The organism is Aurantimonas sp., assembly GCF_964217435.1.
GTDB lineage: Bacteria > Pseudomonadota > Alphaproteobacteria > Rhizobiales > Rhizobiaceae > Aurantimonas > Aurantimonas coralicida.
On record NZ_CAXPJM010000006.1, the window covers coordinates 41,005 to 62,224 of the forward strand.

At 68.5% G+C, this 21,220-nt stretch carries 22 protein-coding genes; 18 read left to right on the plus strand and 4 right to left on the minus strand.

Annotation, left to right across the window (positions count from 1 at the left end; all coding sequences use genetic code 11):
* Nucleotides 1-199 precede the first annotated feature (199 nt).
* The 8 genes from ACEQX1_RS02470 (at nucleotide 200) to ACEQX1_RS02505 (ending at nucleotide 6,764) form a co-directional block, all read left to right on the plus strand.
* Entirely contained in the window at nucleotides 200-1,084 is an 885-nt protein-coding gene (locus tag ACEQX1_RS02470) for a peptidylprolyl isomerase (RefSeq protein ID WP_244495381.1), read from the plus strand.
* Nucleotides 1,085-1,100: 16 nt separating this feature from the next.
* Nucleotides 1,101-2,348: a bifunctional glutamate N-acetyltransferase/amino-acid acetyltransferase ArgJ gene (argJ, locus tag ACEQX1_RS02475; protein WP_370196474.1), complete on the plus strand. Its 1,248-nt coding sequence runs from the start codon at nucleotides 1,101-1,103 to the stop codon at nucleotides 2,346-2,348.
* A complete protein-coding gene (locus tag ACEQX1_RS02480; protein WP_024349891.1) occupies nucleotides 2,329-3,117 on the plus strand; it encodes an N-acetyltransferase in 789 nt (262 codons plus the stop codon). Before argJ ends, ACEQX1_RS02480 begins: the two co-directional genes overlap by 20 nt.
* On the plus strand, nucleotides 3,114-3,527 hold the full coding sequence (locus ACEQX1_RS02485; RefSeq protein ID WP_009210710.1) for a (deoxy)nucleoside triphosphate pyrophosphohydrolase: 414 nt from the start codon (nucleotides 3,114-3,116) through the stop codon (nucleotides 3,525-3,527). Before ACEQX1_RS02480 ends, ACEQX1_RS02485 begins: the two co-directional genes overlap by 4 nt.
* A gap of 136 nt (nucleotides 3,528-3,663) precedes the next feature.
* Nucleotides 3,664-3,975 carry a hypothetical protein gene (locus ACEQX1_RS02490; RefSeq protein ID WP_370193662.1) on the plus strand — a complete coding sequence of 104 codons (312 nt, stop codon included), beginning with the start codon at nucleotides 3,664-3,666 and terminating at the stop codon, nucleotides 3,973-3,975.
* 321 nt (nucleotides 3,976-4,296) lie between these two features.
* Nucleotides 4,297-4,779, plus strand: coding sequence for a hypothetical protein (locus ACEQX1_RS02495; RefSeq protein ID WP_370193661.1), 483 nt, complete (start codon nucleotides 4,297-4,299; stop codon nucleotides 4,777-4,779).
* 306 nt (nucleotides 4,780-5,085) lie between these two features.
* Nucleotides 5,086-6,012 (plus strand): class I SAM-dependent methyltransferase, encoded by a 927-nt coding sequence (locus ACEQX1_RS02500; RefSeq protein WP_370193660.1) that lies wholly within the window; start codon nucleotides 5,086-5,088, stop codon nucleotides 6,010-6,012.
* Nucleotides 6,009-6,764 (plus strand): pseudouridine synthase, encoded by a 756-nt coding sequence (locus ACEQX1_RS02505; RefSeq protein WP_370193659.1) that lies wholly within the window; start codon nucleotides 6,009-6,011, stop codon nucleotides 6,762-6,764. Before ACEQX1_RS02500 ends, ACEQX1_RS02505 begins: the two co-directional genes overlap by 4 nt.
* Nucleotides 6,765-6,912: 148 nt before the next feature.
* Here the strand turns inward: ACEQX1_RS02505 and ACEQX1_RS02510 are convergent, their stop codons facing one another.
* Nucleotides 6,913-7,146, minus strand: coding sequence for a 4-oxalocrotonate tautomerase family protein (locus ACEQX1_RS02510; protein WP_370193658.1), 234 nt, complete (start codon nucleotides 7,144-7,146; stop codon nucleotides 6,913-6,915).
* A gap of 164 nt (nucleotides 7,147-7,310) precedes the next feature.
* Here ACEQX1_RS02510 and ACEQX1_RS02515 point away from each other — a divergent pair, with 164 nt between their 5' ends.
* Nucleotides 7,311-8,858, plus strand: coding sequence for a winged helix-turn-helix domain-containing tetratricopeptide repeat protein (locus tag ACEQX1_RS02515; RefSeq protein WP_370193657.1), 1,548 nt, complete (start codon nucleotides 7,311-7,313; stop codon nucleotides 8,856-8,858).
* 49 nt (nucleotides 8,859-8,907) lie between these two features.
* Here the strand turns inward: ACEQX1_RS02515 and ACEQX1_RS02520 are convergent, their stop codons facing one another.
* On the minus strand, nucleotides 8,908-9,804 hold the full coding sequence (locus ACEQX1_RS02520; RefSeq protein WP_370193656.1) for a methyltransferase domain-containing protein: 897 nt from the start codon (nucleotides 9,802-9,804) through the stop codon (nucleotides 8,908-8,910).
* Between the two features lie 162 nt (nucleotides 9,805-9,966).
* Between ACEQX1_RS02520 and ACEQX1_RS02525 the strand changes: the two genes are divergently transcribed.
* The 4 genes from ACEQX1_RS02525 to ACEQX1_RS02540 are packed head-to-tail and all read left to right on the plus strand — an operon-like array spanning nucleotide 9,967 to nucleotide 12,424.
* Nucleotides 9,967-10,716: a ComF family protein gene (locus ACEQX1_RS02525; protein WP_230784921.1), complete on the plus strand. Its 750-nt coding sequence runs from the start codon at nucleotides 9,967-9,969 to the stop codon at nucleotides 10,714-10,716.
* Nucleotides 10,717-10,756: 40 nt separating this feature from the next.
* Nucleotides 10,757-11,014, plus strand: coding sequence for a glutaredoxin 3 (grxC, locus tag ACEQX1_RS02530; RefSeq protein ID WP_370193655.1), 258 nt, complete (start codon nucleotides 10,757-10,759; stop codon nucleotides 11,012-11,014).
* Nucleotides 11,015-11,072: 58 nt separating this feature from the next.
* Nucleotides 11,073-11,951: a carbon-nitrogen hydrolase family protein gene (locus ACEQX1_RS02535; RefSeq protein WP_370193654.1), complete on the plus strand. Its 879-nt coding sequence runs from the start codon at nucleotides 11,073-11,075 to the stop codon at nucleotides 11,949-11,951.
* The gene (locus ACEQX1_RS02540; RefSeq protein WP_370193653.1) at nucleotides 11,948-12,424 is read left to right on the plus strand and encodes a DUF1178 family protein; all 477 of its coding nucleotides are present in this window, start codon (nucleotides 11,948-11,950) and stop codon (nucleotides 12,422-12,424) included. The genes ACEQX1_RS02535 and ACEQX1_RS02540 overlap by 4 nt, the downstream gene beginning before the upstream one ends.
* Nucleotides 12,425-12,457: 33 nt before the next feature.
* Here ACEQX1_RS02540 and ACEQX1_RS02545 read toward each other — a convergent pair whose 3' ends face one another.
* Complete coding sequence (locus ACEQX1_RS02545) at nucleotides 12,458-12,808, minus strand: hypothetical protein (protein WP_009210701.1); 351 nt, start codon at nucleotides 12,806-12,808, stop codon at nucleotides 12,458-12,460.
* Nucleotides 12,809-12,951: 143 nt separating this feature from the next.
* Nucleotides 12,952-13,701, minus strand: coding sequence for a bifunctional 2-polyprenyl-6-hydroxyphenol methylase/3-demethylubiquinol 3-O-methyltransferase UbiG (gene ubiG, locus ACEQX1_RS02550; RefSeq protein ID WP_370193652.1), 750 nt, complete (start codon nucleotides 13,699-13,701; stop codon nucleotides 12,952-12,954).
* 254 nt (nucleotides 13,702-13,955) lie between these two features.
* Between ubiG and ACEQX1_RS02555 the strand changes: the two genes are divergently transcribed.
* The 5 genes from ACEQX1_RS02555 (at nucleotide 13,956) to ACEQX1_RS02575 (ending at nucleotide 21,044) form a co-directional block, all read left to right on the plus strand.
* Nucleotides 13,956-15,209, plus strand: a complete 1,254-nt coding sequence (locus ACEQX1_RS02555) for an aspartate kinase (RefSeq protein ID WP_228240078.1) — start codon at nucleotides 13,956-13,958, stop codon at nucleotides 15,207-15,209.
* 256 nt (nucleotides 15,210-15,465) lie between these two features.
* Complete coding sequence (ptsP, locus tag ACEQX1_RS02560; RefSeq protein WP_277025978.1) at nucleotides 15,466-17,667, plus strand: phosphoenolpyruvate--protein phosphotransferase; 2,202 nt, start codon at nucleotides 15,466-15,468, stop codon at nucleotides 17,665-17,667.
* 83 nt (nucleotides 17,668-17,750) lie between these two features.
* Complete coding sequence (gene prfA, locus ACEQX1_RS02565; RefSeq protein ID WP_187391370.1) at nucleotides 17,751-18,830, plus strand: peptide chain release factor 1; 1,080 nt, start codon at nucleotides 17,751-17,753, stop codon at nucleotides 18,828-18,830.
* Nucleotides 18,823-19,719, plus strand: a complete 897-nt coding sequence (gene prmC / locus ACEQX1_RS02570; protein ID WP_370196475.1) for a peptide chain release factor N(5)-glutamine methyltransferase — start codon at nucleotides 18,823-18,825, stop codon at nucleotides 19,717-19,719. Before prfA ends, prmC begins: the two co-directional genes overlap by 8 nt.
* A 356-nt stretch (nucleotides 19,720-20,075) precedes the next feature.
* A complete protein-coding gene (locus tag ACEQX1_RS02575) occupies nucleotides 20,076-21,044 on the plus strand; it encodes a DUF4167 domain-containing protein (protein WP_370196476.1) in 969 nt (322 codons plus the stop codon).
* Nucleotides 21,045-21,220 lie beyond the last annotated feature (176 nt).

Here is a 21,220-nt window from a genome sequence, read left to right on the forward strand (position 1 = left end):
GCGGAAGTCGGCTGGACTTTCGGTTGGCGCGAGAGATAAGAGGGGGCCAAACCGATGTCAACGGCGCGCCCGGGAGGCGACCGCGCCGTCGAGGCGGGACGAACAGAAGCGGCTGCATCTCTTGCCGCAGGCACCTTCGGCCCTCTCTCCCGTTCCCTCGGACTGCCCATCCAACGCTATCGCAAGGACGTTCTTTGCCATGAACACCGCTTTTCGTTCGACCCTTCTGGCCGGCGCGCTGGTCTTCGCCGCTTTCGGCACCGCTGCCCATGCCGCCGACGAGGACGTCGTCGCCCGGGTCGGATCGGAAGAGATCACCGAACGCGACCTGAAGGCGGCCGCGGCCGAGGTCGGCGAGCAGTTCGCCCGCTTGCCGGCCGACCAGCGCAAGCTCGCCGTCCTGTCGGCGCTGATCGACATCAAGGTGCTGGCCCGCCAGGCCGAGGCCGAGACGCTGCAGGACGACCCCGAGGTCGCCGCGCAGATCGACTTCCTGCGCGAGCGCACGCTGCACAACGCCTATTTCGCCCGCAACGGCGTCGCCAATATCACCGAGGAAGAGCTGAAGGCCCGCTTCGACAAGGAAGTCGCGGCGATGCCAGCGACCGAAGAGGTCCATGCCCGCCACATCCTCCTGAAGACCGAGGAAGAGGCCAAGGCGGTGATCGGCAAGCTCGACGGCGGCGCCGACTTCGTCGAACTCGCCAAGGAGAGCTCCACCGGTCCCTCGGGCCCCGAGGGCGGTGACCTCGGCTTCTTCAGCGCCGGCCAGATGGTGCCGGAATTCGAGAAGGTGGCCTTCACCATGGAGCCGGGCACCTACACCAAGGAGCCGGTCCAGACCCAGTTCGGCTGGCACGTCATCAAGGTCGAGGAGAAGCGCGAGGCGCCGAAGCCCGAATTCGACGCGGTGAAGGACCAGGTCCGCCAGGTCGTGCTGCGCGAGAAATATATGGGCCTCGTCCAGAAGGCCCGCGACGAGCTGCCGGTCGAATATGTCGATCCGGCGATGAAGAGCCAGGTCGAGGCGCTGGAGAAGTCGATGGATCCCGCGGCCGCTCCGGCCGCGCCTGCCGAGCAGTAAGCGGTCGGCGATCCCCATGGCCCAGTCCACCCCGGTCTCGCCTCTCGCCCCCACGGAACTGGCCGCGCTGCCGCCGATCGACGGCATGCGCATCGCCACGGCCGCGGCGGGGATCAAGTACAAGGGGCGCACCGACGTCCTGATGATGGTGTTCGACGCGCCGGCCGCGGTCGCGGGCGTCTTCACCACCTCGCGCTGTCCCTCGGCGCCGGTCGACCATTGCCGGGCGAGCCTCGGCGGCGGCACGGCGCGGGCCGTCGTGGTCAATTCCGGCAATGCCAACGCCTTCACCGGCCGGCGCGGCCGGCAGGCGACGGAGGCGACAGCCGAGGCCGCCGCCGACGCCGTGGGTGCGACGCCGCGCGAGGTGTTCCTGGCCTCGACCGGGGTGATCGGCGAGCCCCTCGACGCCCACAAGTTCACCGGTCTTTTGGCCGGTCTTGCGGAAACGGCGGGTGCCGACGGCTGGCGCGCAGCGGCCGACGCGATCATGACCACCGACACCTATCCCAAGCTCACCACCCGCCAGGTGGCGATCGACGGGGTGACGGTGACGATCAACGGCATCGCCAAGGGCGCCGGCATGATCGCCCCCGACATGGCGACGATGCTGTCCTTCGTCTTCACCGACGCGGCCCTGCCGCAGGACGTGCTGCAGGCGCTCCTGTCCGCGGGGACGAAGACCAGCTTCAACTGCGTGACCGTGGACGGCGACACCTCCACCTCCGACACGCTGCTGCTGTTCGCCACCGGCGCGGCCGCGGCGCGGGGCGGCGCTACGATCGAGACCGCCGACGATCCGCGGCTCGACGGTTTCCGCGTGGCGCTGAGCGAGCTGCTTCTCGATCTCGCCCGGCAGGTCGCCCGCGACGGCGAGGGCGCCCGCAAGGAAATCCAGGTCACCGTCGAGGGCGCGACCAGCGACGCGGCGGCCAAGCGCATCGCCCTGTCGATCGCCAATTCGCCGCTGGTCAAGACCGCCGTCGCCGGCGAGGACGCCAATTGGGGCCGCGTGGTCATGGCCGTCGGCAAGGCCGGCGAAGAAGCCGACCGCGACCGGCTGGCGATCCATTTCGGCGACATCCGCGTCGCCGTCGACGGCGAGCGCGACCCGGACTATTCGGAAGACGCTGCGGCGGCCGTCATGCGCCATGCCGAAATCCCGATCCGGGTCGATCTCGGCCTCGGGCAGGGGCGCTGGACCGTCTATACCTGCGATCTCACCAAGGAATATGTCGCGATCAATGGCGATTACCGAAGCTGAGAAGATGCGGCAGCTGGCCGTGGTGCGACGCCTGGAGGCGGCGGGCTTTCGCGCCTGGCCCGCTTCCTCGACCGGGTTCGACGGCACCTGGGCGGTGCGCGTCACCGCCTCGTTCCCGGCCAAGCGGCTGAACTCCGTCAATCCGCTCGACCCGTCCGACAATTCCGACATTCCCTCGCGCCTGCAGCGGGCGGCCAAGACCTTTGCCGAGCATGGCCGCTCGATCATGGTTCGCCAGTCGCCGCTGGCGCCGCCCGACCTCGTCGCCCATCTCGACGAGAAGGGGTGGTCGCGCTTCGACGAATCCCTGGTGATGACCGCCGATCTCGACAGTCTCGACCTCGCCGGGCAGGTGGATCGCATCCCGATCCGCGACATGAGCCGCTATGTCGAGGCGAGCCTGGCGGTGCATGAGCGCGCGGCCGCGCTGCGCTCGGGACTGACCGGCGTGCTGGAATCGATCCGCCCGCCGACGGGGCTGTTCATCCGCGAGAACAAGGACGGCTCGCCGGTCGCAGTGGCGCTGGCGATCCACGACAACGATCTGGCCGGCCTGCTCGACGTCGCCGTGCATCGCACGGAGCGTCAGCGCGGCGTCGGCCGCGACCTCGTCAAGACGGCGCTGCGCTATACCGCCCACAAGGGCGCCAAGACCGCCTGGGTGCAGGTCGAGGCCGACAATGCGGCCGGCCTGTCGCTCTATCGTTCGCTCGGCTTCAACGAGGCCTATCGCTACGTCTACCGCGCCCCGCCGGGCGGCGGCGCGTGAGCGGGCCGGGGCAGCGCCTGCTGCTGGTCGTCGCCTGCGCGCTGGTCGATTCCGACGGCCGCATCCTCATCGCCGAACGGCCCGCCGGCAAGGCGCTGGCCGGCCTGTGGGAGTTTCCCGGCGGCAAGCTGGAGCCGGGCGAGACGCCCGAGGCGACGCTGATCCGCGAATTGCGCGAGGAGCTGGGCATCGAGACGAAGGCGGCGTGCCTGGCGCCGCTGACCTTTGCCAGCCATTCCTATGACGACTTCCACCTCCTGATGCCGCTCTATGTCTGCCGGCGCTACGAGGGCATCGCCATGCCGCGCGAGGGCCAGCGGCTCAAATGGGTCCGGCCGGCACAATTGCGCGACTATCCGATGCCGCCGGCCGACGAGCCGTTGATCCCGCATCTGATCGAGCTGCTCTGAGCCGTCCCGCCGGGGCTTCGGCGGGGCCGTCGCGCGGCGCAAGGCCGGGTGCGCGGCGGCGCACATCCCCGGCTTAAGGGCTCCTTCACCATCCGCTGGCATGATCGGACCCTCACTTCCGCCTTGCGAGGGGACCATGCGCACGATCGACAGGCACGAGGATCGGATCGAGGAGCCGGCGTCGGACACGCCGGGGACGGGCACCGGTCTGTTCCGCGCCACGCTGCTCTTCGGCGCATTGGCGGTGTTCCTGTCGCTGCTGGTGCCGCCGATCGCCGAGCGCAGCGCCAGCTATGTGGCAGGCGACAATCGTCCCGATCTCGACATGATGGCGACGGGCTCCGTCGCCAAGTCCAGCGAATACACGCTCCGCCGCAGCGTCCTGCAGCCGGTCGATGCCGCGCCGTGCGTGATCTACGCCGATGGCCGCCGCCTCGGCAGCTGCTGAGGGCGCTGGGCGAATCAGCGGCGTAAAATAACCCGGGGGGTGGAGCCTCTTAAGGCCACCTTGCTGTATCAAGCACCTGGCCAGATTCGTTGCCTTCTTCGAATCCCATCTCGCGACGAGCGAGACTCCTGCTTCTGCCGCTAGCCGTTGCTTACTACTCCAGACACAACTGGATGCAAATATATGATGCAGGGTTACAAAATTCAGTTCTTAGTGTAGTATCCGAGATAGTCGATCAGCAGGCGGGACCGGATATGGTCCATCGAATGCGGTTATTGGGGTGAGTGGAGGTATGTCTTGAGATTTCGATCACAAGCACTGATGGCCGTTACCGTCTCCCTCTGCGCTTCCGTTCCAGCCCTGTCAGCCAACTTGAATTCCAGCTGCGAGGGTAGCGGACTGCTCGACAATATCGAATTGCGTCAGCTTCCTGCCGTTGCACAACCGACGGCTCTGAGAGGCAGTCTGCCGCTCCCGCTGAAGCTCTTTGAGATATTCGTGGAAGAACCGGTCAGTCGGCCGTCATTCGTGGCGATCCTCGTAGAATCGCATGATGGAGAGGATTGCTACATTCTTGAGGACATCGCAGGTGAAGCCGGAGGTCGCGGCGAGGGATTCGGCCGGGTATTGGTCGATCAAGCTTTTTCGCTGCGCAATGACCAAGAGGGAGCCGAGCACCTCTTCATTACTGTCTACGACTACGCTTTCGCGACTGGTGATGAGGTCTACAAGCCGCGCTTTGTGGACATTCGGGTGGAGCGGAGGGAGGAGGCCGACAGCATAAACTTGTCCATAACGGAATAGACAAATGCCGCGTCGCGCAATCGGTTGGTATGCATCCATCTGCGCGCCCGCCGCAGCATGATGGAACTGGCCCGAATGCTGCAACGTCCCTCCCGAGGACGTCAGTTCAAGGCGGTAGAGTAGACCTTATGCTTGGGTTCGCAGCGTTTATATGCAGGATGAAAGTCCGCGCTACAGTCTAGCAGTTACAGCCTCTGCGGGTTCTGATATGTTCGCCCCGCTATCGCCCCGGCAATCCGCAGGCCCGTAGCCGATCTGTCGCCAAACCGCTTTTTGCCGGGGCGTCAAAGCTGCTATGGCACGGCGGTGACGAAACTTGATCCTTCCCCCTCGCTGCGCAGCGCCGTCTATGGCGCGCCGCTTTCCAGTCTCGTGGACGTGCCGGCGGGCGCCGTGCAGCTGTCGCCGCTGCGGCCCGGCGCCGAGGCGCTGGAGGCCAAGCCCGACGGGGCCTTCGCCGAACTGGTGATCGCCGCGCCCCCCGGCTCCATCGAGCGGCGCTTCGTCCTGGCCCATGCCCTGCGCACGCTGGCGCCCGGCGGCGCGATGACGGTGCTGGCGGCCAAGGACAAGGGCGGCCAGCGCCTGCGCGGCGAGCTGGAAGCCTTCGGATGCGACGTCGCCGAGCATTACAAGTCGCGCCAGCGCGTCTGTTCGCTCGTGCGGCCGGAGACCCTGCACGGCCTGGAAGACGCCATCGCGGCGGGCGCGCCCGTCACGGTCGAGGAGATCGGGCTGCACTCCCAGCCGGGGATCTTCTCGTGGAACCGGGTCGATCCGGGGACGTCGCTGCTGCTGCGCCATCTGCCGAAGCTCGCCGGCCGCGGCGCCGATCTCGGCGCCGGTCTGGGCGTCCTGTCGCAGGCCGTCCTGGCTTCTCCTGCGGTCGAGGAGCTGACGCTGGTCGAGATCGACCGCCGCGCCGTCGAGGCGTCGAAGGTCAATGTCACCGATCCGCGGGCGCGCTTCGTCTGGGCCGACGCCCGCGAAACGGCGCTGAGCGATCTCCACTTCATCGTCTCGAACCCGCCCTTCCACAGCGAGGGCATCGAGGATCGCGGGCTCGGCCAGGCCTTCATCACGGCTGCGGGGCGGATGCTGCGGCGGTCCGGCACGCTGTATCTCGTGGCCAACCGGCACATGCCCTACGAGGAAGTGCTGCGGACCAGCTTCAGGAGCGTGAAGCCGCTGGCTGACGAGGCCGGCTACAAGATCTTCGAGGCGCGCAAGTGAGCAAGACGCCGACATCGCGGCTCGACCGGCTGCTCGCCAATATGGGCTACGCCTCGCGGCGCGAGATCCAGATGCTGGCGAAGAACGGTCGCATCCGGCTCGACGGCGCCGCCTTCCACGACGCCGACAAACGGATCGCGCTGACGCCCGATCTGGAGACGCGGCTGGTGGTCGACGGCGAGGCGCTCGATCCCTTGCCCGGCTTCGCGCTGATGCTGCACAAGCCGCTCGGCGTGACCTGCTCGCACAAGGAGGCGGGACCGCTGGTCTACGATCTCCTGCCGCAGCGCTGGCGCCGCCGCGACCCGGCCATCTCCACGGTCGGCCGGCTCGACAAGGAGACCTCCGGCCTCCTACTGATGACCGACGACGGCAAGCTCCTGCATCGCATCATCTCGCCGAAGCGCCATGTCGCCAAGCGCTATCGCGTGCATCTGGCCCGGCCGATGACCGGCGACGAGGCCGCGCTCTTTGCCGCGGGCACGCTGATGCTGGAGGGCGAGGAGAAACCGCTGGCGCCGGCGGAGCTGGAGGTCGTCGGCCCGCAGGAGGCGCTGCTCGAGGTGCATGAGGGGCGCTACCACCAGGTGCGCCGGATGTTCGCGGCGACCGGCAATCATGTCGAGGCGTTGCATCGCGAATCCGTCGGCGGCCTGAGCCTGCCGGCCGACCTCGCGCCCGGCGCGATCCGCCGCCTGGACGATGCCGATCTCGCCGCGATCTTCGACGGGGGACGCCGAAGCGACGGCTGAGGGCTGCGCGGGGGCAGGGCGCATCGGCGCGGCGCCCGCCACCCCGGGGCAGGCAACGCCCGTGATCGCATTCCACGCTTCGACCCTGGCATGCGAGGACAGCACCGCCGGTGGCGATGCTGTCCGTCTCGGCCGGGCGTCGTCCGCGTCACGCGTGTTCGAGCGCGCTCGCGGACTGCATCGCCAGGATGTCGTTGGTGGTGATCGCCTTGCCGCCGATGCCCCATTCGCCGCTGGCCAGCTCCTGGATCCGGACCCAGGTGACGCCGCGCATCGCTTCGCCCTCGATCCTGACCATGGCATCGGTGACCGTTTCGATCATCTCCTTCTTCTGCTCCGGCGTGAAGACGCCCTCGATGAGTTGAATATCGACAAGCGGCATATCCGTTCTCCATTGCTTGGGGTCGGCTGCAGTCGGACCGGGCCGACCCACACGGCTTAGCGCGCGCCGCGGGCCGATGCTGGAAGGCGGCGTGGAGAGCGCCCGGAGATTTCGTGGAGATGTGCTAGGCTCCTGCCGGGTTACGCTGCCCGCAAGGCAGGTCGATGCGATACGTCTTCGAACCGTTCGAACTCGAGCCCATGAAGGGCGAATTGCGACGCGACGGCCAGCGCGTCGCGGTGGAGCCGCAGGTCTTTGCCCTTATCCTGCTTCTCGTCGAGAATTCCGAGCGCATGGTCTCCAAGGAGGAGATCGTCGAGAAGATCTGGGACGGACGGGCCGTCTCCGACGCCGCGGTGTCCAGCCGGATCAAGTCGGCCCGGCGGGCGCTGGGCGACGACGGACGCCAGCAGCGCCTGATCCGCACGCTGCACGGTCGCGGCATCCGTTTCGTCGGCGAGGTGGCGATCGTCGTCGCGCCGCCCGTTGCCGCCGACCCGGTGGACAGCGCGACACGCGGCCTTCCCGCCGGCCGGCCGTCGATCGCCGTGCTGCCGTTCCGCGCGATCGGCACGCCGGGCGCCTACGGGGCCATCGGCGAGGCGGTCGCCCACGATCTGATCGCCTCGCTCTCAAGGCTGCGCTGGCTCGACGTCATCGCCCGCGGCTCGTCCTTCCGGTTCCGGACGCCCAAGGTCGATGTCGACGAGATCGGCCGTCTCCTGAATGTCGGCTATTGCCTGTCGGGGATCGTCGAGATCTTCGGCTCCTCGATCACGATCATCGTCGAACTGGTCGACACGCGCAGCGGCAGCATCCTGTGGGGCGACCACATCGACGCGAAGATCGACGACGTGCATGCCGTGCGCGCGCGGGTGGTGGCGGAGGTGGTCGCCGCGCTGGAGGTGCGGATCCCGCTGAACGAGGCCAGCCTGGCGACCCTTTCGGGCCCCGAGAACCTCGACGCCTGGGCGGCCTACCATCTCGGGCTGAAGCATCTCTACCGCTTCAACCGACAGGACAATGCGGCCGCAACGAGCCTGTTCGCGCTGGCGATCGAGAAGGAGCCGCGCTTCGCACGGGGATATGCGGGCCTGTCCTCCGCCAATTTCCAGGGTGCGTTCCTGCGCTATGGCGACCGCAAGCACGACCGGGCCGAGGCGCGGCGATGTGCCGAGCGCAGCGTCGAGCTGGACCCGGTCGATCCCTTCGCGAATTTCGCCCTGGGCCGGTCGTTCTGGCTGGCGGGCGACATCGACGCCAGCCTGCCCTGGCTCGACCGGTCGACCGAACTCAGCCCGAATTACGCGCAGGGTTTCTATGCGAGGGCATGGGCCGATACGATCACCGAACGCAATCTCGACGGCAGCGACAATGTCGATCGCGCTCTGGCGCTGAGCCCGCTGGACCCGTTCCGCTATGCCATGCTCGGGACCTGGGCGCTGATCTGCCTCAGCCGCAGCCAGACCGCCGAGGCGGCCGTCTGGGGCGATCGGGCGGCGCGGGCGCCGGGGGCCCATGTGCTGATCGCCCTGATTGCGCTGGTGGCGCGCGAATTGAACGGCGACAACCGGGAAGCGGCCGCCTGGGCGCGGGATGTCCGCAACCGGCGCAGCGGCCTCTCGCGGGCGCATTTCTTCGCTGCTTTTCCCTACAAGGACGGATCGTTGAAGCGCGGCATCGCCCACGCGCTTCGGCAACACGGCTTCTAGGCGCGAGCGATCCTCGAAGGCTACTTCGGCGCCGCGACGCCGTCGCCGCCTAAAGCTTGTCGGAGCGATCCTTCAGGGCGTCGGCAAGGCTTGCCCTGGCGCTGCCGGGCTTGAGGGGCTTCTGCTGGCTTTCATGCGGGCGCCAGCCGGAGAGATAGATGACGTCGAAGGTCGCGCGGATGCGGCCGTCCGGATCGGAGAAGCGTTCGGCGTAGATTTCGGCGGCGCGCAGGAACAGCCGGCGCGAGGCGGGGCGGCGGGAGCGCTCGACCAGCATGTTGGCCATGCCCATGGCGCGCAGATCGGCCATCAGTTCGAACAGGGAATCGTAGCGCACCGTCAGCCGGTCCTGGTCGGTCACCGGCAGGGCGAAGCCGGCCCGCTGCAAAAGGCCGCCGGCATCGCGCACATCCGCGAAGGGCGCGACGCGCGGCGAGACGCCGCCGAGGAGTTCGGCTTCCGCCGCAAACAGCGAGGCGCGCAATTCGTTGAGGGTGCCGCCGCCCAGAAGCGCGCAGAGGAAGAGCCCGTCGGGCTTCAGCGCACGCCGCAACTGGACGAGGGCGCCGGGCGTGTCGTTGGTCAGGTGCAGCGACAGGGTCGAGACGATCAGGTCGACGCTCTCGGCGGCGAGCGGCAGCATTTCCTCGTCGCCGACGACGGCCATGGGGCTTTCGCCGAGAAGGGCGGGTAGGCGCTCGATCCGCAGGACGCGGCCGGCCTGGCCGCCCTGTTCCAGAAAGCGCGCCATCTCGCCGGTATGGCCGCCGAGATCGACGGCGGTCTCGAACCTGCGGTCGACCAGCGACAGCCGGTCGGCGAGCTCGGCGGCGATGGCCTTGAGGAGGAAGCGCGGGCTGTCGGAGGTCGCGGCGGCGTGCCATCGCCGGCGGCGGCGGTCGAGAAGCGCCCGGTCGAAGACGATATGGTCGGGAGCGTCGGGCATGGGGTTCTCGGCTTCGGTCAATCTGGTCGGGCGCGGCGACAGGCGCTTGTAGCTTGTCGCAGGTGGAGTATCGTCAAGCACAGGGAGGCGCGACCGGCTTCGCGTATCGAGGAGGAAGCCGATCCGCCCTGCGGGCACTGCGCACCAGGGACGGGCGGAACGATGAGCTTATTCAGGCGCGGTTCAGCGGCGATCACCGGCTCCCTCGGCCGGCTGCTCTTTCCGCCTGTCTGTCCCGGCTGCCAGGCGGCGGTCACCGGTTCCGGCACGGTGTGCTGCGCCTGCTGGCCGAAACTGCGTTTCATCGAACGTCCCTATTGCGAGGTTCTCGGGCTACCCTTCGCCTATGATCTGGGCAAGGGGTTCCTCTCGGCCGAGGCCATCGCCGAGCCGCCGCCCTTCGCCCGGCTGCGTGCCGCGGTGCTCTACGAGGACCTGGCGGCGCGCCTCGTCAGCTCGCTGAAATATGCCGACCGCACCGATCTGGTGCCGCTGATGGCCGGCTGGATGAGCCGCGCCGGGGCCGAGCTGATCGCCGATGCGGAGGTCGTCGTGCCGGTGCCGCTGCATCCGGGCCGGCTGTGGCGGCGGCGGTTCAACCAGTCGGCGGAGATCGCCCGGCTGGTGGCGCGCGGCGCCAAGCTGTCCTTCTCGCCGCTGTCGCTGAAGCGGGTGAAGGCGACGCGCAGCCAGGTCGGGCTCGGCCCCGCCCAGCGCCGGGCCAATGTCCGCGGCGCCTTCCAGGTGGTGGAGACCCGCCGCGAGGAGCTGGACGGGAAGCGGGTGCTGCTGGTCGACGACGTCTATACGACCGGCGCCACCGTCGCGAGCGCGACGCGGGCGCTGAAGCGGGCCGGGGCCCGCGACGTCGACGTGCTCACCTTCGCAAGGGTTGCGACCGGCACCGAGTGAAGCCATATGCTGGTCCTCAACCAGCTGGGAATGACACTCCATGCCGAATGTGACGATCTACACCCGACAGCTCTGCGGTTTCTGTTCGCGCGCCAAGCAGCTTCTCGACCAGAAGAACGTGGCCTACGAGGAGAAGGACGCCTCGTCCTCGCCGCAGCTGCGCCAGGAAATGCGCGAGCGCGGCAACGGCGCCGCCACCTTCCCGCAGATCTTCATCGGCGACACCCATGTCGGCGGCTGCGACGAGCTCTACGCCCTGGAGCGCGCCGGCAAGCTGGACTCGCTGCTGGCCGCCTGACGGGGCGCCAGCCTCGGACGGCCAGCCTTGAGAAGGCCAGCCTCTTGAAGGACATGCCATGACGACGTTTCGTGCCGCGGTTCTGCAGATGCGCTCCGGCCGCGAGCCGGCCGACAACGCCGCGGCGCTGGAAGCGCTGGTGGCCGAAGCGGTCGCGGGCGGCGCGCATTACGTCCAGTCGCCGGAGATGACCGGCATGCTGCAGCGTGACCGCGCGGCGCTGATGGACCGGCTGCGGTCGGAAGACGACGATCTCCTCGTGTCCACCGCCAGCGGTCTTGTGCGGCGGCACGGCATCCATCTGCATCTCGGCTCGATCGCCGTGGCGCTCGAGGACGGGCGCGTCGCCAACCGGGCGCTGCTCTTCGCGCCGGACGGCCGGCGCATCGCGCGCTACGACAAGATCCACATGTTCGACGTCGATCTCGACAATGGCGAGAGCTGGCGGGAATCGCGCACCTATCGCCCCGGCGGCGCGGCGGTGCTGGCCGATCTCGCCTTTGCCGACGGGACCGCGCGGCTTGGCTTCGCCATCTGCTACGACATGCGCTTTCCGCATCTCTTCCGTGAGGAGGCGCTGGCCGGCGCCGAGATCCTGACCGCGCCCGCCGCTTTCACCCGCCAGACCGGCGAGGCCCACTGGCATGTGCTGCTGCGCGCCCGCGCCATCGAGAACGGCGCCTTCGTCATCGCCGCCGCACAGGGCGGCCGCCACGAGGACGGGCGCGAGACCTACGGCCATTCGCTGATCGTCGATCCCTGGGGCGCGGTGATCGCCGAGGTCGCTGGAAACGAACCGGGCGTCGCCTTCGCCGATATCGACACGGCGGCTGTCGCTGCCGCGCGCGGCAAGGTGCCGAACCTGAAGAATGCCCGCAGCTTCACCGTCGGCGATGCCGAGGTGGCGGTGACCGGTGCCCGCGAGGCGGCCGAGTGATCAGTTTCGCGCTGCGCTGTCAGCCCGCCTCCCACGCCTTCGACGGCTGGTTCCGCTCCGGCGAGGATTTCCAGCGCCAGGCCGCGGGCGGGCTGGTGTCCTGCCCGGTCTGCGGATCGACGGATGTGTCCAAGGCGCTGATGAAGCCGGCGGTTGCCAAGTCCGGGCGCCAGGGCGCGGCAGGCGACCGGTCGCAGGCGGTGGCCGAGGGCCCGGCGGCGCCGGCCGAGGCCCGCTATGCCGGCGGCGATGCGGCAGCGGTCTATGCCAAGCTGCAGGCGATCGCGCGGGAGCTGCGCGCCAAGTCGGATTATGTCGGGCCGAAATTCGCCGAGGAAGCGCGCCGCATCCATTACGGCGAGAGCGAGAAGCGCCAGATCTACGGCGAGGCGTCGCCGCAGGAGGTCAAGAGCCTCGGCGAGGAAGGGATCGCGGCGCTGCCGCTGCCGCCGCTGCCTGAAGACAAGAACTGACCGAAGCCGGGAACTGAAGACCGCCTGTCGGCCTCAGCCGCGTGCGGTCCGCGCCAGGGTCACGCCCTTGTGGCGCCGCGGGCCGCCCTCGCCATCCTCGAACAGACCCTGCTCGGTGGCCTGGCTGTAGAGAAGGTCGCCCTTGGCACCGGCGATGGTCCGCAAATCGGCCAGTTCGCACAGCGCGGTGATCTGGAAGGCAAGGCCGCGCAGATGCACGCGATTGTAGCAGAAGAACGCGAGGCGGGCGCGGGTCGGCCCCGGGATCTCGCGGATCAGCGCCTGCTTCGTCGCGTCGTCGGAACGCAGCAGGAGGGCCAGGATCTCCAGATGGACAGGACAGTTGGCCTCATTGGGAATGCTGTCTGATCTCGGCGATACCATGACGTCCTCTTGGGTCTCTACACGTGCTGGTTCTCAGCTCCATGATGCATGCCTCGGTGCGCTCACGACGCCCGCAGGACGAGCATCGCATTCGAGCCTTGTCTCCAGCTTGAACACGGATCCGTGAGGCCGGCTCCGCGCCCTCAGGCCGAGGGGCGGCGGGCGAGGACCATGTAGTTGACGTCGGTGTCGCGCGACCGCTTCCAGGCGTCGGCGAGCGGGTGATAGACCACGCCGACCTCGTCGATCATCGACAGGCCCGCCGCCTCGACCGGATCGCCGATCTCCTTCGGCCGCACCAGCCGCTCATATTGATGGGTGCCCTTGGGCAGCCAGCCGAGCACGTATTCCGCGCCGATGATGGCGAAGGTCAGCGCCTTGAAGGTGCGGTTGATGGTGGCGACGAAGAGCAGCCCGCCCGGCTTCACCATCGCCGCGCAGGAGGTCAGGAACAGGTCGACGTCGGAGACGTGCTCGACGATCTCCAGCGCCAGCACCACGTCGAAGGTCTCGCCGCCTTCGGCGATCGCCTCGGCGGTGGTGGCGCGGTAGTCGATGGCAAGCCCGCTCTCGGCGGCGTGGAGCTTCGCGACCTCGATATTCGTCTCCGAGGCGTCGGCGCCGACGACCTTCGCCCCGAGCCGGGCCATCGGCTCGCAGATCAGCCCGCCGCCGCAGCCGATGTCGAGCACCGACAGGCCGTCAAAGGGCTTGTCGGCGGACAGGTCCAGGTCGAAATTCATCGCCAGCTGCTCGCGGATATATTCCAGCCGCACCGGGTTGAACTTGTGCAGCGGCTTGAACTTGCCGACCGGGTTCCACCATTCCTGGGCCAGGCGCGAGAATCGCTCGACCTCGGCCGCGTCGATCGTCGTTCCGTCGGGTGCGCTCATCTCGTCCTCGTTGCCTGTCGTGGTGGTTCGGCATGTTCGCTCCGGCCGGCCAAAGTCAAGCGTGGCGGCGCGGCGGAGGCGATGCGAGATGGTGTCCGCAAGCCGCGGCGACATTGCGGTTTGAGGTCGCATCGGCTAGGGAACCCCCGCCCGCCGCGTGCTGGGTCCTTCGGACATGTCCGGCCGTTTCGCGACGCCGGACCGTTCGGGGTCAGTTCACCAGACATCTTGTCGAACCACCGAATGCCGATCCCATGGCCCGACTCGTCCTCAAATTCGGCGGCACTTCCGTCGCCGACGTCAACCGCATCCGCAATGTCGCGCGTCATGTGAAACGCGAGGTCGACGCGGGCCACGACGTGGCCGTGGTCGTCTCGGCGATGTCGGGCAAGACCAACGAGCTCGTCGGCTGGTGCCGCGAGGCCTCGCCGATCCACGATGCGCGCGAATACGACGCCGTGGTGGCGTCCGGCGAGCAGGTGACGGCCGGCATCCTGGCGATCACGCTGCAGGCGATGGGCGTCAATGCGCGCTCCTGGCAGGGCTGGCAGGTGCCGATCCGCACCGACGGCGCCCATGGCGCCGCCCGCATCCAGGAGATCGATTCGTCGGAGATCGTCCGGCGCTTCGCCGAGGGCCAAGTGGCGGTGCTTGCCGGCTTCCAGGGCATCGCGCCCGACAACCGCATCGCCACGCTGGGGCGCGGCGGTTCGGACACCTCGGCCGTCGCGGTGGCCGCGGCGATCAAGGCCGATCGCTGCGACATCTACACCGACGTCGACGGCGTCTACACCACCGACCCGCGTATCGAGCCGAAGGCCCGGCGCCTCGCCCGCATCTCCTTCGAGGAAATGCTGGAGATGGCCTCGCTCGGCGCCAAGGTGCTGCAGGTGCGCTCGGTGGAACTGGCCATGGTCCACAAGGTGCGGACCTTCGTGCGTTCTTCTTTCGAGGACCCGGACGCGCCCGGCATGGGCGACTTCGACAACCCGCCGGGGACCCTCATTTGCGACGAGGATGAAATCGTGGAACAGCAGGTCGTCACAGGCATCGCCTACGCCAAGGACGAGGCGCAGATCTCGCTGCGCCGGGTCGAGGACCAGCCGGGCGTCGCCGCGGCCATCTTCGGGCCGCTCGCCGAAGCCGGCGTCAATGTCGACATGATCGTCCAGAACATCTCCGAGGCCGGCACCTCCACCGACATGACCTTCACGGTCCCGGCCGGCGATCTCGACAAGGCGACCGCCGTCCTCGAGAAGGCCAAGACGGAGATGCGCTACGACGCCATCCAGAGCGAGCAGGGCCTGACCAAGGTCTCGGTCATCGGCGTCGGCATGCGCAGCCACACCGGCGTTGCCGCCACCGCCTTCAAGGCGCTGGCCGATCGCGGCGTCAACATCCGCGCGATCACCACGTCGGAGATCAAGATCTCGATCCTGATCGACGGCGACTACACCGAACTGGCCGTGCGGGCGCTGCATTCGGTCTACGGTCTCGACAAGGCATAGACCTTAAGGGTCGCCGGACTGCCGGCCTTGCGTGCCGGCGTGACGGGCGCGCAACCGGGCCGCGAAGGGGAAAACCTATTGCTGCCTTCCGATTGGGTTCTGTCGGGGCAGCTTTATGTGATCTGATACGGGGAAGGGGATCGCGCGGCCGACCGGAATCATCCGGGCGGGCGTCGGCCACCTGGAACGGGACATCGCGTTGAACAGAAGCGACATGTCAGGGCCGCGCGTTCTCATGCGCCGCATCCGGGAGCTCATGGTCGAGCCTCTCGACCCGCAGTCGCGTCTCGACCAGATTTCCCGCCTGATCGCCCAGAACATGGTGGCCGAGGTCTGCTCGCTCTATGTCCTGCGCGCCGACGGCATTCTGGAACTCTACGCCACCGAGGGTCTGAACCCCGGTTCGGTCCATCTCGCGCAGCTGAAACTCGGCGAGGGCCTCGTCGGCACGATCGCCGCGACGGCGCGGCCGCTGAACCTGCCGGAAGCCCAGAAGCATCCGGCCTTCACCTATCTTCCGGAGACCGGCGAGGAGATCTACCACTCCTTCCTCGGCGTGCCGATCCTGCGCGCCGGCCGCACGCTCGGCGTGCTGGTCGTCCAGAACAAGGCGGCGCGCGTCTATCGCGACGAGGAATCCGAGGCGCTGGAAACCGTCGCGATGGTGGTCGCCGAGATGATCGCCGCCGGCAGCCTGGAAGGCCTGTCGCGGCCCGGCGTCGCCCTCGATCTGTCGCGCTCGGTCTCGTTCACCGGCGTGCCGCTGTCCGACGGCATCGGCCTTGGCCGGGTGATCCTGCACGAGCCGCGCGTCGTCGTGACCAACCTCTTCAACGAGGACATGGAGATCGAGGTCGAGCGCCTGACCAAGGCGCTGGGCGTCCTGCGGCTGTCGATCGAGGACATGCTGTCGCGCCGCGAGGTGGCCGGCGAGGGCGAGCACCGGGCGGTGCTGGAAGCCTATCGCATGTTCGCCCACGACCGCGGCTGGGTGCGGCGGCTGGAAGAGGCGGTGCGCAACGGCCTGACCGCGGAAGCTGCGGTGGAAAAGGTCCAGAGCGACATGCGGGCGCGCATGATGCACATGACCGATCCGTATATCCGCGAGCGGCTGCACGATTTCGACGATCTCGCCAACCGGCTGCTGCGCCAGCTGATCGGCCATGACGGGCAGGCGACGCCCGACGACGCGATCATCGTCGCCCGCTCCATGGGCGCGGCGGAACTGCTGGACTATCGCCGCGAGCAGATCCGCGGCCTCGTCCTGGAAGAGGGCGCGGCGACCAGCCACGTCGTCATCGTCGCACGGGCCCTAGGCATTCCCGTCGTCGGCCAGGTCAAGGGCGCGGTCTCCATGTCGGAGAGCGGCGATTCGGTCATCGTCGACGGCGAGGACGGCGGCGTGCATCTGCGCCCGCAGGCCGATCTGGAAGCCCTGTTCTCCGACAAGGCCAAGTTCCGCGAGAAGCGCCAGGAGCGCTACCGGTCGCTGCGCGACATGGCGTCGGTCAGCCGTGACGGGGTCAAGATCGACCTGCAGATGAATGCCGGCCTCCTGGTCGACCTGCCGCAGCTCGACGAGGCCGGCGCCGAGGGTATCGGCCTGTTCCGCACCGAGCTGCAGTTCATGGTCGCCTCCACCATGCCCCGGGCCAGCGACCAGGAACGGCTGTATTCGGCGGTGCTGGACGCGGCCGGCGGCCGGCCCGTGACCTTCCGCACGTTGGATGTCGGCGGCGACAAGGTGCTGCCCTATCTGAACCAGTTCCCCGAGGACAATCCGGCGCTGGGCTACCGGGCGCTGCGCCTGGCGCTCGACCGGCCGGGCCTGATGCGCACCCAGCTGCGGGCGCTGCTCAAGGCGGCGGCCGGCCGGGAATTGCGGGTCATGTTCCCGATGGTGACCGACGTGTCGGAGCTGCATCTGGCGCGCGACCTGATCAGCCGCGAATACAAGCACCTAACCCGCTTCGGCCATGTCATGCCCGAGCGGCTGAAGATCGGGGCGATGATCGAGGTGCCGGGCATCCTGTTCCAGCTCGACGAGGTCATGCAGCTCCTCGACTTCGTCTCGGTCGGGTCGAACGACCTGTTCCAGTTCTTCAACGCCGTCGATCGCGGCAATGCCCGCGTCGCCGACCGCTTCGACGACCTGTCGCCGGCCTTCCTGCGGGCGCTGAAGCTGATCGTCGATGCCGGCATCCGCCATTCCGTGCCGGTGACCCTGTGCGGCGAGATGGCCGGCCGACCGCTGTCGGCGATGGCGTTGATCGGCCTCGGCTTCCGGTCCATATCCATGGCACCGCCCTCGATCGGGCCGGTGAAGGCGGCGATCGTCGAGATGAATGTCGGCCGGGTGACCGAGCTGGTGACCGCCTATCTCGACGGCAGCCATCCGTCGGATGCGCCGCGGCGGGCATTGGTCGACTTCGCCAAGGCGCAGGGCATTCCGTATTAGCTGACCCGGCCCGCCGACCCGGATCACCGTCGCGACCTCGCGCAAGAGGGCCGCATCCTCTTCCCCGCACTGTTCAGGACCACATGGCGACCCTGCCGAAATCCAGCCTCGACGAAATCCTCAACCGCTTCGCGCTGCTCGAGCACGAGATGTCGAAGGGGCCGGAGCACGAGGTCTATACCAAGCTGGCCGCCGAATATTCCGGGCTGGAGGAAGTGGTCGCGGCCATTCGCACCTACCAGAAGGCCGAGCAGGAACTGGCCGAGGCCCGCGCGATCCTCGACGAGCCGGCGGCCGGGCGCGACATGCGCGAACTGGCGGAAATCGAGATCGACGAGCTGAAGGAACGGCTGGAGACGCTGACCGCCGAGATCCGCATCCTGCTGCTGCCCAAGGACGCCGCCGACGAGAAGGGCGCGATCCTGGAAATCCGCGCCGGCACCGGCGGCTCGGAGGCCGGCCTCTTCGCCGGCGATCTCTTCCGCATGTATCAGCGCTATGCCGAGATGAACCGCTGGAAGGTCGAGATCATTTCGGCCAGCGAGGGCGAGGTCGGCGGCTACCGCGAAGTGATCGCCGCGATCCGCGGCGTCGGCGTGTTCTCGCGGCTGAAGTTCGAATCCGGCGTCCACCGGGTGCAGCGCGTGCCCGAGACCGAATCGGGCGGCCGCATCCACACCTCGGCGGCCACCGTCGCGGTGCTGCCGGAAGCCGAGGACATCGACGTCGAGGTGAAGACCGAGGACATCCGCATCGACACGATGCGCGCCTCCGGCGCCGGCGGCCAGCACGTCAACACCACGGATTCGGCGGTGCGCATCACCCATATCCCCACCGGCATCGTCGTGACGTCGTCGGAAAAGTCCCAGCACCAGAACCGCGCCCGCGCCATGCAGGTGCTGAAGGCCCGGCTGTTCGACATGGAACGCCAGCGCGCCGACGACGAGCGCTCGGCCGCCCGCAAGAGCCAGGTCGGCTCCGGCGACCGCTCCGAGCGCATCCGCACCTATAATTTCCCGCAGGGCCGCGTCACCGACCACCGGATCAACCTGACGCTCTACAAGCTCGACCGGGTGATCGAGGGCGAGATGGACGAACTGGTCGATGCGCTGGTCGCCGACCATCAGGCGCATCTCCTGGCCGCCGTCGGCGTCGATGCCTGACGAGCCCGGCGGGCCGACGCTCGGCGACTGCCTGCGCGACGGGCAGGCGCGGCTGCGCGCCGCCGGCTGCGACACGCCCGATCTCGACGCGCGGCTGCTGCTGGCCGAGATCTGCGACCGGCGGCCCGGCGAGGTGCATTCGGCGTCGGGCGCCATCGTCTCGGCGGCGGAGGCGGCCCGCTTCGACGCGGTGCTGGCGCGGCGGGCGGCCGGCGAGCCGGTGCACCGCATCATCGGCCGGCGGGCCTTCTACGAGCATGACTTCCTGCTGTCGCCCGAGACGCTGGAGCCGCGGCCCGACACCGAGGTGCTGGTGGAGGAAGCGCGCAAGGCGATGGCGGCGATCGTCGCGCGGGACGGTCGCTGCGTCTTTGCCGATGTGGGCACCGGCACCGGCGCCATCGCGGTCTCGCTGCTGGCGCTGTTCGCCGAGGCCGAGGCCGTCGCGCTCGATATTTCGGACGGCGCGCTTCAGACCGCGCGCCGCAATGCGATCGCCGCCGGCGTCGCCGACCGGATGCACACTGTGCGGGCGAACTATCTCCACGCGATCGGGGGACCGCTTGAACTCGTCGTGTCGAATCCCCCATATATTCCGCACGACGATATCGCAGCGCTGTCGCGCGAGGTGCGTGACCACGACCCGCTGCTCGCCCTCGATGGCGGCGCGGACGGGCTCGATGCCTATCGCGCGCTGGCGACGGGCGCCCGCCGGATCGTGCGGCCGCAGGGCCTGGTGATCGTCGAGATTGGCGTCGGGCAGGAGGGCGACGTGGCGGCGATCTTCGCAGCCGAAGGTTTCACCCTCGATGCGGCGACCCGGGACCTTGGCGGCGTGATCCGGGTCCTGACCCTGCGGCTGGCGATCGGCGGCGCGGGTTCGGTGTAACCAAGTTTCCAGCCGGGGCCGCAATCGCAGGGTATGCAGACAAAAAACACTTGTGGCAGTGCGGTTTCCCCTCTAGGGTCTGACGAATACGGAACATCCGAGGGGGACATCCCTCAGGCAGCGCCGCCAGGCGACCCGAGGAATGCTCGTGGTGACCGGTAGGTCGTCCGTACAAGCCGGCGCGAGGGTATCGCCAGCCACAACCGACAAAACCTCTAGTTGGCGGCATTGCTGCGGCAGGCTGCACCTTGAGCAGACGCGTGATCCGCGTCTTTGGGCAACAGCCATACCGGCACGACCGGTGCATCCAAAAAGACAGGAAGTTCATGAGGCCAGGACAGCAGCAGAAAAACCGTATGCGCGGACGCGGTCGCAAGGGCCCGAACCCGCTTTCGCGTGGCTACGAGTCGAATGGCCCGGACGTGAAGATCAGGGGCACCGCCCAGCATATCGCCGAGAAATACTCGACCCTGGCGCGTGACGCCTCGGGAGCCGGCGACCGTGTCATGGCCGAGAACTATCTGCAGCACGCCGAGCACTACAATCGCATCGTGGCGGCGGCGCAGGCGCAGTTCCAGCCGCGGGACGATCGCGACAACCGCGACGATTCCAGCGACGACGACGACGACGATCAGCAGGACAATTCCAGCTATCGCGACGATCGGGACGACCGCGACAACGACGCGGACGGCGAGCGCAACCGTGGCAATCGCGAGAACCGCGACGGCAACCGGAACCGCGACCGCGACAACAACCGGGATCGCGACGGCAATCGCGACCGCGATGGCAACCGCAATCGCAACCGCGACGACAACAACCGCGGCAACCGCGACAACCGTCAGCAGGACGACAATCGCGGCAATCGCGATCGGCGTGACCGGTCCGAGCCGAACGGCACCGGCCCGCAGCCGATGGTCGCCGACGAGGCGGACCGCGGGTCCTCGCAGGGCGACGAGCGCCGCGAGCGCCCGGCGCGTGGCGAGGCCAATGGCGGCGACGCCGATGGCCGTCGCAGCGAGACCGCATCCTCCGACGAGCAGAACGAACGGCCGCGTCGCCGCGCCCGCACCCGTCGCCCGCGCGACGAGGATGGCGTGACGAACGAGGCGGCAGCACCCGCCGCACCGGCACAGGCCGCCGATGCCGGCGAGAGCCCCGCGACGGCGGCAGCGCCGTCCGATGCGCCCGAGGCGGATGCCGCACCGGTGAAGCGCCGTCCCGGACGGCCGCGCAAGAAGAAGCCGGAAGACGGCGCCGATGGCGAGACCAAGGCGGGCGGCGACAACGACGCCCTGCCGGACTTCCTCTTGGCCTCCAACGGCTGAGCCGATCGGGCAACCGATCTGCGAACGAGACAAAGGGCGCTGCGAGCTTCGCGGCGCCCTTTTTCGTGGGCGCTTGCCGGGGCGGCGGACGGGCGCCTTGATCTGGCGCATGGCGGCGGGCGAAACATTTTTGCAACAGTCGTGCGTCTGGCCCTTCCGGGTGAGTTGCGCCTCAC

What these genes read in the sequence shown, in the direction of transcription:
- ACEQX1_RS02470 (WP_244495381.1), top strand. Translation starts at nt 200, where the DNA reads ATGAACACCGCTTTTCGTTCGACCCTTCTGGCCGGCGCGCTGGTCTTC.
- grxC (WP_370193655.1), top strand. Translation starts at nt 10,757, where the DNA reads ATGCCGAATGTGACGATCTACACCCGACAGCTCTGCGGTTTCTGTTCG.
- ACEQX1_RS02515 (WP_370193657.1), top strand. Translation starts at nt 7,311, where the DNA reads ATGCGATACGTCTTCGAACCGTTCGAACTCGAGCCCATGAAGGGCGAA.
- ACEQX1_RS02490 (WP_370193662.1), top strand. Translation starts at nt 3,664, where the DNA reads ATGCGCACGATCGACAGGCACGAGGATCGGATCGAGGAGCCGGCGTCG.
- ACEQX1_RS02510 (WP_370193658.1), bottom strand. Translation starts at nt 7,146, where the DNA reads ATGCCGCTTGTCGATATTCAACTCATCGAGGGCGTCTTCACGCCGGAG.
- ubiG (WP_370193652.1), bottom strand. Translation starts at nt 13,701, where the DNA reads ATGAGCGCACCCGACGGAACGACGATCGACGCGGCCGAGGTCGAGCGA.
- ACEQX1_RS02555 (WP_228240078.1), top strand. Translation starts at nt 13,956, where the DNA reads ATGGCCCGACTCGTCCTCAAATTCGGCGGCACTTCCGTCGCCGACGTC.
- ACEQX1_RS02575 (WP_370196476.1), top strand. Translation starts at nt 20,076, where the DNA reads ATGCGCGGACGCGGTCGCAAGGGCCCGAACCCGCTTTCGCGTGGCTAC.
- ACEQX1_RS02495 (WP_370193661.1), top strand. Translation starts at nt 4,297, where the DNA reads ATGGCCGTTACCGTCTCCCTCTGCGCTTCCGTTCCAGCCCTGTCAGCC.
- prmC (WP_370196475.1), top strand. Translation starts at nt 18,823, where the DNA reads ATGCCTGACGAGCCCGGCGGGCCGACGCTCGGCGACTGCCTGCGCGAC.
- ACEQX1_RS02545 (WP_009210701.1), bottom strand. Translation starts at nt 12,808, where the DNA reads ATGGTATCGCCGAGATCAGACAGCATTCCCAATGAGGCCAACTGTCCT.
- ACEQX1_RS02480 (WP_024349891.1), top strand. Translation starts at nt 2,329, where the DNA reads ATGGCGATTACCGAAGCTGAGAAGATGCGGCAGCTGGCCGTGGTGCGA.
- ACEQX1_RS02520 (WP_370193656.1), bottom strand. Translation starts at nt 9,804, where the DNA reads ATGCCCGACGCTCCCGACCATATCGTCTTCGACCGGGCGCTTCTCGAC.
- ptsP (WP_277025978.1), top strand. Translation starts at nt 15,466, where the DNA reads ATGGTCGAGCCTCTCGACCCGCAGTCGCGTCTCGACCAGATTTCCCGC.
- argJ (WP_370196474.1), top strand. Translation starts at nt 1,101, where the DNA reads ATGGCCCAGTCCACCCCGGTCTCGCCTCTCGCCCCCACGGAACTGGCC.
- prfA (WP_187391370.1), top strand. Translation starts at nt 17,751, where the DNA reads ATGGCGACCCTGCCGAAATCCAGCCTCGACGAAATCCTCAACCGCTTC.
- ACEQX1_RS02535 (WP_370193654.1), top strand. Translation starts at nt 11,073, where the DNA reads ATGACGACGTTTCGTGCCGCGGTTCTGCAGATGCGCTCCGGCCGCGAG.
- ACEQX1_RS02525 (WP_230784921.1), top strand. Translation starts at nt 9,967, where the DNA reads ATGAGCTTATTCAGGCGCGGTTCAGCGGCGATCACCGGCTCCCTCGGC.